Origin of the sequence: Thiohalocapsa sp. (assembly GCF_019695415.1) — a bacterium.
Lineage (GTDB): Bacteria > Pseudomonadota > Gammaproteobacteria > Chromatiales > Chromatiaceae > Thiohalocapsa.
Window position 1 is genome coordinate 1 of the sequence record NZ_JAIFKJ010000518.1, and the last position, 11776, is coordinate 11776.

Annotated in this window: 8 protein-coding genes; 6 read left to right on the forward strand and 2 right to left on the reverse strand. The window is 68.7% G+C overall.

Going from position 1 to position 11776, the window contains the following annotated elements; all coding sequences use genetic code 11:
• Positions 1-648: 648 nt before the first annotated feature.
• The 3 genes from I6U14_RS14405 to I6U14_RS14415 all read left to right on the forward strand — a co-directional run bounded on the left by I6U14_RS14405 (position 649) and on the right by I6U14_RS14415 (position 4322).
• Entirely contained in the window at positions 649-2487 is a 1839-nt protein-coding gene (locus tag I6U14_RS14405) for a cyclic nucleotide-binding domain-containing protein (protein ID WP_296900209.1), read from the forward strand.
• Between the two features lie 117 nt (positions 2488-2604).
• A complete protein-coding gene (locus tag I6U14_RS14410) occupies positions 2605-2796 on the forward strand; it encodes a hypothetical protein (RefSeq protein WP_296900210.1) in 192 nt (63 codons plus the stop codon).
• Between the two features lie 110 nt (positions 2797-2906).
• Positions 2907-4322: an inorganic phosphate transporter gene (locus I6U14_RS14415; RefSeq protein ID WP_296900211.1), complete on the forward strand. Its 1416-nt coding sequence runs from the start codon at positions 2907-2909 to the stop codon at positions 4320-4322.
• A gap of 63 nt (positions 4323-4385) precedes the next feature.
• Here I6U14_RS14415 and I6U14_RS14420 read toward each other — a convergent pair whose 3' ends face one another.
• Together I6U14_RS14420 and I6U14_RS14425 are read right to left on the reverse strand one after the other, a co-directional pair.
• Positions 4386-4811, reverse strand: a complete 426-nt coding sequence (locus tag I6U14_RS14420; RefSeq protein WP_296900212.1) for a SulP family inorganic anion transporter — start codon at positions 4809-4811, stop codon at positions 4386-4388.
• A 1077-nt stretch (positions 4812-5888) separates the two neighbouring features.
• Positions 5889-7229 (reverse strand): OmpP1/FadL family transporter, encoded by a 1341-nt coding sequence (locus I6U14_RS14425; RefSeq protein WP_296900213.1) that lies wholly within the window; start codon positions 7227-7229, stop codon positions 5889-5891.
• A 389-nt stretch (positions 7230-7618) separates the two neighbouring features.
• Between I6U14_RS14425 and I6U14_RS14430 the strand changes: the two genes are divergently transcribed.
• The 3 genes from I6U14_RS14430 to I6U14_RS14440 are packed head-to-tail and all read left to right on the forward strand — an operon-like array spanning position 7619 to position 11683.
• Positions 7619-9805: an NAD(P)-binding protein gene (locus I6U14_RS14430; protein ID WP_296900214.1), complete on the forward strand. Its 2187-nt coding sequence runs from the start codon at positions 7619-7621 to the stop codon at positions 9803-9805.
• Entirely contained in the window at positions 9792-10625 is an 834-nt protein-coding gene (locus tag I6U14_RS14435; protein ID WP_296900215.1) for a hypothetical protein, read from the forward strand. The genes I6U14_RS14430 and I6U14_RS14435 overlap by 14 nt, the downstream gene beginning before the upstream one ends.
• Positions 10626-10636: 11 nt before the next feature.
• Positions 10637-11683: a polyprenyl synthetase family protein gene (locus I6U14_RS14440; protein ID WP_296900216.1), complete on the forward strand. Its 1047-nt coding sequence runs from the start codon at positions 10637-10639 to the stop codon at positions 11681-11683.
• The last annotated feature ends 93 nt before the right edge of the window (positions 11684-11776 follow it).

An 11776-nucleotide genomic window follows, 5' to 3' on the forward strand; every position in this document is an offset into this window, starting at 1 on the left:
TCCAGCTCTCGACGCGGGTGTCTTCCATCGCCGGCGCAGCCACTGCGGTGCCGGGCGGTGGTGCCGCCGCACATGCGGCGGCACCTGAGCCCCGGCAGCTGCAGCCGACGCGACTGCGGCCGCAGCCGAGGGCCCTTCTGTGGTCGGCGAGCGCGGCGTTGAGCATCCCATAGGCCCGGACGATGCCGCGACGCGCGTGGAACGCGGTGACCCCGACGCGGTTGCTGGCGTTGAGCCCAAAGCGCCGGTGCAGCGCTCGGCTTCGCGCGCCGCCGATCCAGCGCGTCTAGCCGACGGACGCACAACGCCTGCTTCCGAACCGGCGCCGTCGTGCTCGCGGTGGGTATGAATGGCCCTGCAGGATCAGGACGAGGGCCGATAGCGGCGTTGAAGGAGCGTTTCGGGGCTATCGCCGACCGCTTCACCGGGGGCGGCACCACGGCGGAGGTTTCGACCCCCGCAGCCGAGGGCGAGGACGGCTCGGCAGGGCTGGCGCGCCGAAGCCGTCAAGGCGGCAGACCGCAGGACCGCACGCGGATGTCCCGGCAAAGGGTCACCAACCCGTCACACAAGCGTCGGACGAAACGTGTTTACTGCGCGCGGTCGCGCTGACGCGATGCGGCATCGCCTTCTGGGAGCCAAGCATCCGTGGATAACGTACTCATCACCGCTGTGCTGCTGGGCTTGCTCAGCGCCGCGTCATTGCCGCTCGGGGCACTGCTCGGTGTCTATTGGCGGCCGGGGGATCGGCCGATGGCGTTCTTCCTCGCCTTTGGCGGCGGTGCCCTCATCGCGGCGCTGGCCGTGGAGCTGGTGGCGGGTGCGGTGGAAGAGGGCCAAGTCTGGGCCATGGCCGTCGGCGCCATCGCCGGGGGCTTGGTGTTCAAGGGGCTGAACGCGCTGGTAAACACCGGCGGCGGCTATCTGCGCAAGCCGTCCACGGCCATCGCCTACTGGAAGCATAAGGCCCGCAAGCACTTTCGCGCGACCCTCTCCGGGCTGAAGCGCTCCAAGCTGCTGGCAGTCCTGCCGAGCGCGCAGCTGGAGTCCTTGCTGCCAGCGGTGATGGTACGCGAGCTGCCGGAGGGCACGACCGTATACAGACCCGGCGACCCGGCAGAAAACCTTTACATCATCGAGTCCGGCGCTGTGGACCTGCTGGACCCGGAGCAGAACAACCGGGTCTTGGAGCACATGGGCGCGAAGAGCCTGTTCGGCCGCCTGAGCTTCATCACCGGTACGCCGCGGGCCACCGAGACGGTCACCACCGAGCGCAGCCGGCTGTTGATCCTGCCGCGTCGGGCCTTTCTGGAGCTAATCGAAGAGCACCCCGGCCTCTGGGAACCGTTGGCGCAGCGGCTCAAGGACGACGAGGTGCTGGACTTCCTGCGCCGGCGGCAGGGTATGAGCGCTGAGGCGGTAGCAGATTGGTCCGCCCGAGCCGTTGCGCAGGTGCGTGCCGAAGGCCGCTTCGAGCCCCCGTTGGCACCGCGCGGCCTGGCAGCGCCCGATCAGGGGCAGCTCGCCGATGCGTTGCGCGATGCCAAGCGCACTCGCTTCTTCGCCGAGCTGCCCGATGCCGAGCGTGAGGTCATTGCCGAGCGGCTCATCGTCAAGACCGCCCCCGCCGGGCATACCTTCTTCCACATCGGCGAGCCGGGGCATCGGCTTTATCTGCTGCGCCGGGGCCGGGTGGCCATGCTCGACCCGGATGATCCGTCCCGGCGGCCGATTCAGATCCACCCGGGCGAGGTCTTTGGTCGCTATTCCTTCTTCACCGACGGCGAGCACACGGTGGCTGCGGTGGCCGCGGAAGACTGCGAGGTGCTGGTGCTGCGCCGCAAGGATTTCGATGCGCTGCTGCTGGAGCGCCCGCAGCTGCGCCAGGCGCTGGCCGGTTATCTGCGCGGCGCCGGTGTCGCTGACTACCTGACCCGCAAGCAGGACATCGACACGGACCGCGCCGCGCACTGGCTCGACCAGGCGGTGCAGCGTGTGGAGCGCGGCCGGCTGGTGCCGTCGTTGTGGGAGCTGAAGCGCGACGTCGGCGGTCACAGCGGGGCCGCGGTGGCCATCCTGCTCGGTGTCCTGCTGGACGGTGTCCCAGAGGCACTGGTGGTGGGTGCCGGGGCCACCGGCGGCGCGGTGAGCATCGCGCTGCTCGGCAGCATTTTCGTCAGCAATTTTCCAGAGGCGTTGTCCAGTGCCGCCGGCATGCGTGAGCAGGGCTTCCGCACCGGTCGCATTCTGACCATGTGGCTCGGGCTGATGGTCATGACCGGTGTCATCGCCGGTCTCGGCGCACTCACCATGACGCAGGCGCCGCCGGCGGCCTATGCGGTGATCGAGGGCTTCGCGGCCGGGGCCATGCTTACGGTTGTGGCCGAGACCATGCTGCCGGAGGCCTACCAACGCGGCGGCGGCATCGTCGGTCTGTCCACGCTGGCCGGCTTCCTGCTCGCGGTGCTGCTGTCCGGCGCCGCCTGAGCCGCTGTCGGCCGCCCGCCATCCATCCATTGCATGGTTTGGCATGGCACAGGAGGGCGCACTCAGCAGAGGATTCAAGCCGCCCCTTGGGGGACACCCAATGACCGAGGTCGACCCATGAGTAAGCTAGACATCGAAGATCGCCTGTCCGTGATGGAGATGGCGGCGGAAATCGCCTCCGAAGCCGCACGGAATCCAAACGTCGTGTGGATGATCGAGTTCCAAGAAGAGCTCATCGAGCGTCTATACCGGAAGATGACGACCCTGATCGAGGCAGGAGAAGAGATCACGGACAACGAAGACGACTGAATTGTTACCGTCCCCCAGGATGGCAACCGCGCATCCGCCGACGGCTGCCAACGAAGCCAATAGGGGGTTGGTCCGTTCATAGCCAAGACGAAGACAGAAGGTCCGCCAACATGCAGGAAATACTCAACAATCTTCCTCAAGTGGCAACGATCACGCTATTGATCATCTTCGCGTTGATCGTTCTGCAAGAGGCCGTCAACGGCTTCCACGATGCTGCCAACGCCGTGGCGACGGTCATCTACTCCAACAGCATGAAGCCGAATCACGCCATCTGGCTGTCGGCGGCAATGAATTTCTTCGGGGTGCTGCTCGGCGGCACTGCGGTGGCTTTCGGGCTGGTGTTCCTACTGCCGAAGGACATGGTCGCCGGCATCCACACCTCGCACGAGGCATCTATGATGCTGGCCTTGGTGCTGACCGCCGTCGTCTGGAACTTGGCGACCTGGTGGTACGGCATCCCGAACTCCACTACTCATACGTATATCGGTTCTGTGCTCGGGGTGTCTCTCGCGCATGCGGTGATTGTCGGGGACAACATCGCCCAAGCCATCAACTGGCACCAAGGCGAGAAAGTGCTGCTCACGCTCTTCATCTCGCCCATCTTCGGCTTCTTCCTGGCCTGGGCGCTGTATAAGGGCGTCAAGGCGTTGATGAAGAATCCCAAGCTGTACGAGCCGCATCAGCCGGGTGTGATCCCGCCCAACGGCGTGCGCTTGCCGCTCATCGGCGGCCTGATCGGTGTGTCTTTCCTGCACGGCTCCAACGACGGCCAGAAGTCCATCGGCCTGATGCTGATGGTGCTGATGGGGCTGGCGCCGGGTCTGTACGCCATCGATCCGGTGAAAGATCAGAAGAGTTACGAGCGCACGCTGGAAGTCATTGAGGAAATGGAAGAGGTTGTTAGACCCTTCATCGGCGATCCGCGCACCCCCAACGCCGGCGAGTTCTTCGAGGAGCTGGAGCACCTGCGCGATGTCGCCAGGCGCGACTGGGACAACCGCCCCATCTCCGAGGAGGAGCGTATCGAATTCCGCAAGGAGATTTTGGATGTTCACGACACCCTCGGCCGCATCATGAACTCTGCGGAGGCGCACGGTATGCTCTCGCGACAAGACTACGCGAAGCTTGAAGATGCATGGCGTGCGACGACCCGGCTCATCGAGAACGTACCCTTCTGGCTGATCGTTCTGTCCGCCGTGGCCCTCGGCCTCGGCACCATGGTGGGCTACAAGAAGATCGTCCAGACCCTCGGCGAGAAGATGGGCGACAAGCACATGAGCGCGGCCCAGGGCCTGGCCGCCCAGGCCTCCGCCATGGGCGCCATCGCCGCCGCAGACGGCGCCGGTGTGCCCGTGTCCACCACCCATGTGCTCACAGCTGGCATGGCTGGCGCCGTGCAGTCCTCCGGCGACCAAGTGCAGTGGAACACCATCGCGCGGATCTTGATCACCTGGTTCACGACCCTGCCCGGCACTCTGGCCGCGTCGTTCTGCATGGCCATCGTGCTGCATACGGCGTTGGTCTAAGGATAGGAGGGTTTATCGACGTTACCGACGCCGGGAGGTCACCAAAGTTGAGCTGTCGCAGTGTCAGCAGGACTCTGGCCTCGCCCTCACGAAAGCCGAGCTGTTCGCCCTGTTCCATACCTTGCTGGACGTCGCTTTCGGAAAACGTGCCTCCTGGCAGAACGGCTCGGCGTTGGCGTAGTGCACCCTGTGGGTGAACCGATAGATACGCTGCGCGCCGTCAAGGGCGATTAGATCTAAGCCGATGGGGAACACCACGACGGACAGTACCGCCGGAATCAGCATCGGATAGAGACCGGTGACCACCGGCGCGCCGGCGATCTTGGTATAGCCCGTGACGTCCGGGATCGCGAGCGCCACCAGCGTCAGGCCGGCTACGGCCTCAGCCGGCATCTGCGATGCCTTTATGGGCAGCACCCCTTGCAGGATCGGCAGGCGCGGGCCCGCCGATTGGGCGTGCGCTGTCGTCATGCTCTGCCCCTTGGTCACTGCCGTTTGCCTGGGCGCTGATGCGAGGTTCGACGTACTAGCCGCGAACGGTGTCCGCGGGATCGGCCCCCCGGCGCCCCGCCGATCCTGGCTGATGCACTCTGTGACCGTCGTCATCCTAGAGATGAAGTAGCAACAGGCGAATCAGCGTGATGGAGCCGAGGCCCCGGATCAGGACGGTCAGTCCAACCGGGAGGGCGCCGACGAGCAGCGGCATGGTTATGCGTCGAGTGTTCGTTGGAGCCAGCCCGCGGCCATCGCCCGGCCGAGCAGAGGGGGCGCCGTGCCACTGCGGAACAGTGACGGGCTTGAACGGATCAGCGTCACGGCATACCGTCGTCGAGGCGCAGTGGGACCTTCTATGCCGGTTGAATGTCCTGGTTCGATGCTGGCCCGGGTCGAGGACCAGGTCAAGGGCGGGAAGCTGAGCCGGTCGAGCGCCGTAGTTGGGCCGAGGAACGAGGCCCAACATGGGCGGTGCGTCGGTGGTAGGCAGGGCGGTTGAGGGTGGCAGGGCGCGCGTTGGGCCTCCTGGCGTCGGCCCAACCCACGCGGGCAGCTCTGCCTCTCGGGCTGCGCGCAACCGGCGACGCCAAGCGGCGGGGTTCAGTCGGCCGAGCCGTGCATCGTCCGCCAAATCGACCGGGCGCTGCTGCCGCCGACGGTCGGCGGCGGCTGTGCCTTCTACGACGGTTTCGCCCGCGGCATCTTGAGCAAAGACGGCGCTTGGCACGTCAGTCCCTTGCCTCGAACATCTTCGACAAACTGGTGGCACTCCCAGCCTGCCTCAGCTGCCGTGCCAACCAGCCGTGGCCGTTGAAGTAGACCTGCAGGCGAAACGGCGCCCAGGTCGGCACTCGCACGTAGCACAGACCGAACTGTGCATTGATGAAGTAGAAGTAGTCGCGCAGGCACTTTCCGCTGATCCTTGAGCTTGCGGATGAGCTCGATCTCAAGCTCAACGAAGGGGTTCGTCGCTCGACTCCGTTGCCCGGGTGCTTACCCCGAACGATCGTCGATTGGCCCTGTTTGGTTCCGGCCGCGACTGGCTTGGGGCAGGGTCCGCAGCCGGATGAATCACAGCGAATAGCGAAACGCGATGGAGACCGTGTCCACCGCCGCGTCCACCCGCGCGCGGGTGACGACCTCGCCCTCGATCGGCGTGCCGCCGAAGAAGCTGCGGCTGTTGTCGATGCGGCCCTGGTCGTAGAAGACGTGCTGGTAGGCGACGCTGATCTCGGCGCGGGCGGTGGGGCGCCAGCTGGCGCCGATGGCGGTCCAGAGCCGGTTGGCGTCCGGGACGGCGGTGTTGCGCTGTGCGTCGGTGGTCGGCGTGCGGTCGTACTGGACGCCGGCGCGGAGGGTCCAGGCGTCGCGCCAGCGATGCTCGATGCCGGTGGACAGGGTATAGGTGTCGCGGTAGTCCTGCGGCAGGACCAGCGTCGGCGTGCCGTCGTCGTAGCGGATGCGCAGCTCCTCGAAGCGGCTCCAGCCGAACCACTGGGCCTCGCCGAGCAGGGTGGTGCGCGGGCTCAGCGCATGGGCGATGCCGAGCGAGAGTACGTCCGGCAGGGTCAGCAGGGTCTTGGTGTCGAACTTGCCATTGGCCCCGGCGAGCGCGCCGTCGAGGCCGCGGACCTTGTTCTCGCCGTCCAGCTCATGATCCATCCTCGAACGATAGTGGAGTCCGATGCGGGTATCTTGCGTCGGCTGCCAAAGCAGCCCGAGATTGAAGCCGAAGGCGACATTATTGCCGGTGAGCTCGCTGCGGCCGTCGGATGCGACCGTGCCCGCCAACGGCGACAAGGTGTTGGGCACGCTGTTGCGGAGGAAGGTGTCGGCGTACTGGACATTGAGCCCGGCGCCGACGGCGAGCTGCTCGCTGACCTGGTAGGCGAAGGACGGGGCCAGATCGATGGTCCGCAGCTCGGATTCGATGGAGTCGTAGCGCCCGAACCAGTCGCTGTCGTACTCCAGCCGCAGGCCGAAGGGCGAGGTGAGCGCGACGCCGACCCACCAGCGCTCGCCCAGCGGGCGGGCGTAGAACAGGCTCGCCACCGGCGTCGGCGCGCCCGGGTCCTGGCCGCTGCCGCCGGCCACCGGTGCCGGGCTGCCGAGCGTCGCCGGCGCGCTCAGGCTGGTGCCGCGGTTGCTGAAGTCGTCCGACGGCGTGACGATGTTGACCGCCACCAGCACCTCGGCGCCGTCGAGCCGGGTCATGCCGGCCGGGTTGAAGAAGACGGTGCTCGCCTCGGCCGCCATGGCGGCGTTGCCGGCGTTGGCGCGCCCGGCACCATAGGCGGTCTGCTGGGGCACGTAGAAGCCGCTGGCCCGGACTGGCGCCGTGGGCGCGACGCAGAGGCCGACCATGGCGACGGAGAGGGTCAGGGCGCAGGTCGCGCCCGCCGGCATACGCATGGTCAACTCCTGGCCGGTCGGCGCGGCCTGTGCTGGTGGTGGAATGGTCGCGGCGGCCCGCCGGGCACCGCCGGGGCCCCGACAGCCGAAACCCGGCACAAATGTCCACAAATGCGCGATGGCCGCGGCTCCGGATGCGTTAGCATAACCGACACGGATCGGCTGCGGCTGAATCGGCGGGGCTCGGGTCAGGATCGGCAGGCCCGCGGCAGCAGGCAGCGACGCGCGCGGACGGCGCCGGCCCGCTCCGAATCAGGCGCCCAGTTAGGCGCCCAGTTAGGCGTCCAAACAGGCGCCCAGTCAGGCACCGAGAAAGGGCGCCCGACGGGTTCGGCGACAGGGCGCCCGCCAGGTGGGACAGGGCCAGGTCGACGTGACGAGGAGACGGCATGACAGGGCAACGGGCGGCCAAGGTCGCCATCATCGGCAGCGGCTGCGCGGCGATGACCGCCGCCTTCGAGCTGACGCGCCCGGAGCTGGCCGGGCGCTACCAAGTCACGGTTTACCAGACCGGCTGGCGGCTGGGAGGCAAGGGCGCCTCCGGGCGCGGCCCCTGCCAGCGCATCGAGGAGCACGGCCTGCACGTCTGGCTCGGCTTCTACGAGAATGCCTTCCGGCTCATGCGCGAGTGCTACGCGGAGCTGGACGCCGCCGGCCACCCCAACCGGGCCTTCCGATCCTGGCGCGACGCCTTCTATCCCGAGTCCTACATCGGCATCGCCGATCCGGACAGGAACCGCGGCAGCGGCCACGTCATCTGGACCTCCTACTTCCCGCCCGGCAAGGGCCTGCCCGGCGACCCGCTCACCAGCCACAACCCGTTCACGCTGCAAGGCTACCTGCTGCGCACCGGCGCGCTGGTGCGTGCGCTGCTGCTGGGGCTCGAGACCCGGCGCAGCGGCCCTGCCGAGACCCGGCAGCCGGATGCCGAGCTGGAGGCGGCCCACTCCGCGCCACCGACGCCCGAGCGCGTTGCCGAGCGCAGCCTGCGCCTGCTGCACCAGGGCATCCTGTTCACCGCCGCCGGGCTGGTCGAGGCCGCGACCCTGCTGGAGCTGGTGCTGAAGGCCCTGCCGAGCTATTCCGACAACCTGCTGCTGCGCTTCCTGACGGCCTTCTCGGCGGCGGTGCGCAACGCCTTCGAGGAGCTGATCGAGCGCGACGACGAGAGCCGGGTGAAGTGGGAGATCATCGACCTGGTCATCGCCATAGTCGTCGGCGTCATCCGCTTCGGCCTGCTCACGGACCCGCGCGGGCTCTCTGCCATCGATGACTACGAGTGCCGCGACTGGCTGCGCCTGAACGGCGCCTCGGAGCGGGCGCTGGATTCGGCCTTCGTGCGCGGGCTCTACGACCTGGCCCTGGCCTATGAGGCCGGCGACCCGGCGCGCCCCGGCCTCGCCGCCGGTCAAGCCATCCGCGGCTCGCTGCGTATGTTCTTCACCTATCGCGGCGCGCTGTTCTGGAAGATGCGCGCCGGCATGGGCGACGTCATCTTCGCGCCCCTGTACGAGGTGCTGAAGGCCCGCGGCGTGCGCTTCGAGTTCTTCCACCGGCTGGAGAACGTCAAACTGGCCGATGAGGCGACGCTCGCCCCGGGGGAGCGGCCCTACGTGCAGGCGCTGGAATTCGCGGTGCAGGCCAAGGTGCGCAGTGGCGGTGAGTACCAGCCGCTGGTGGACGTGCACGGCGTGCCGAGCTGGCCGGCGGCGCCCGACCATGGCCAGCTGGTCAACGGCGCCAGGATGCGCCGGGAGGGCTGGGACTTCGAGTCCCATTGGGACCGGCGCAAGGTCGCCGACAAGACGCTCAAGGTCACCGAGGACTTCGACTTCGTCGTGCTCGGGGTCAGCGTCGGCGCCATCCCCCACGTCTGCAAAGAGATCCTGGCCCGGGACCCGCGCTGGCGCGACATGGTGGCCAACGTCAAGACCGTCGCGACCCAGGCGTTCCAGGTCTGGCTGAACCGGGATGCCCGGCAGCTCGGCTGGCCCGGCGACCCGGTGACCCTGTCCGGCTTCGTCAAGCCCTTCGACACCTGGGCGGACATGACCCACGTCGCGCCGCGGGAGGACTGGCCGACGCCGCCCGCGTCCATCGCCTATTTCTGCAACGTGCTGGCGGACCCCCAGAGCCCGCCGGCCGACGAAGATACGGACTATCCGGCCCGCCGCCGTGCCGAGGTGCGCGAGAATGCGGTGCGCTTCCTGAAGCAGGACATCTGCCACCTCTGGCCCGAGGCGGTGGACGGCGGCGGGCAGTTCCGCTGGCAACTGCTGATGCAGCCCGACGAGAGCGCCGAGCAGACCGCTGGCGAGGCGCGTTTCGACAGCCAGTTCTGGACCGCCAATGCGAATCCCACCGACCGCTACGTGCTCGCCCTGCCCGGCACGCTCAAGTACCGGATATCCCCGCTGGACAACAGCTACGACAATCTCACCATCACCGGGGACTGGACCGACTGCGGCTTCAACGAGGGCTGCGTGGAGGCCGCGGTCATGTCCGGCAAGCTCGCCGCCCACGCCATCGCCGGCAACCCCGCGCTGGAGGACATCATCGGCTATGACCACCCGTGAGCCAGCGCCGTCCGACGACACGGATGCGGCACCTGATGCCCGCGCCGCGCCCGAGCGCCTGCGCCGCCCGGAGCCCAAGCGCACCGCGCCCATCCGCAATGCCGGCCGCTACTTGCGCGGCGCCCGCTCCTGGGAGACGGATGCCGACCTCGGGCCGGCCCCCGGTGGCGCGGGCGCCGATGCCGCCCGCGCCCGCGCCGGGCCTGCGGGGCAGGCCGCGTCCGACGCCGCGCCCTGCGACGATCCGGTCGCCCGCGGCGTCGCCCTCGGCTACGAGGTCATCGAGGAGCACATCCGCCAGGGCCGCGAGGCCGCCCGCGGGCACAGCAACGGTGGCGGTGACGGCGCGGAGCCGGTGGACCTGGCGGAGTTCCTGCGGCGCGCGCTGTATCTGTACCAGGATGCCGGCAGTCTGGTGCAGGACTTCATCGAGTATCTCGCCCACGCCCCGGCGCTGGAGGCGGCGCTGAACCTGCGGCGGCCGCCCGCCGAGCCGCCCCCAGCGCCGGGCGGCACCGCCCAGCCGGCGGCGCCCCAGACCATCGGCGTCGCGCTGACCACGACCCGGCCCGCCGAGGCCTGGACCGAGCTGTCCCCGGGTGCCGGCCCCTTCACCCCGGCGCTGGACGCCCTGCGCCAGGCCGGCGGCGATGCCCCGGCCATCACCGACCTGCGCTTCGCCCTGCGCTCCGGCGGCAATGGCCAGATGCTTCACATCGGCATCCCCGCCGGGCAGCCCCCCGGCATCTACAGCGGCGTCATCCTGGATGCCGCGAGCGGTCTGCCGCGCGGCACCGCCTGCGTGCGCATCGGCGGCTGAGTGATTCCGCCATGGCCGAGCCGGAGTCCGCCGCCAACACCCCCCCGCTGGTCACCGAGCTGCTGCAGGAATACGGCACCCTGACCCGCAAGCGCCTCGCCCGCTGGCTGCCCGCCGGTCAGCCGCGAGCCCACCTCTATGACTTGGTGGCGGACTATCCCGCGCGCGGCGGCAAGATGATGCGCCCGACGCTCTGCATCGCCGCGGCCCGGGCCTTCGGCGCCCGTGTCGAGGAGGCGCTGGACTCCGCTGTCGCCATCGAGCTGCTGCACAACGCGCTGCTGATCCACGACGACATCGAGGATGAGAGCGAGGAGCGCCGCGGCCGCCCGACCCTGCACCAGCTGCACGGGGTGCCGCTGGCCCTCAATGCCGGCGACATGCTCATCCTGCTTGGGCTGCGGCCGCTGCTGGAGAACATCGACCGGCTCGGCCCGCGACTGGCCAAGGCCATCCTGCTGGATGCCCAGCGCATGGCCCGGGAATCCGCCGAGGGCCAGGCCATGGAGCTCGGCTGGCGCCAGGACAACGTGACCGATCTGCGCGATGCCGATTATTTGGACATGGTGCTGAAGAAGACCTGCTGGCTCGCCACCATCCTGCCGAGCCGCATCGGCGCGCTCATCGGCAGCCGTGGACGCGCGCCCCTCACGCCGCTGGTGCGCTTCGGTTTCTTCCTGGGGGCCGCATTCCAGATCCAGGACGATCTGCTCAACCTGATCGCCGACGCCCGCTACGGCAAGGAGCGCTGCGGCGACCTCTACGAGGGCAAGCGCACCCTGATGCTGCTGCACACCTATCGCCAGGCGGTGCCCGACGAGCGCGTGCGCATCGACGCCCTGCTCGCCGCGCCGCGCCCGGAGAAGCGGGCCGAGGACATCGCCTGGCTGCGCGGCTTGATGGAGCGGGGGGACTCGATCGCCTATGCCCGCAGCATCGCCCACGGCCTGGCCGGCGCCGCGCTGCATGAGCTCGATGTCTGCTTCGGCCATCTGCCGGACAGCCGCGACAAGCGTTTCGTGCACGGGCTGGTGACCTGGGTGTTCGAGCGTATCTGACCGGCGCCAGTTGGCGGCCGGCCCCGGCCGTCCTTGCCGCGGCGCACGTAGCGAGAGCCCACAACGACCCACCCCGAAGGAGCTCCCGGAGCC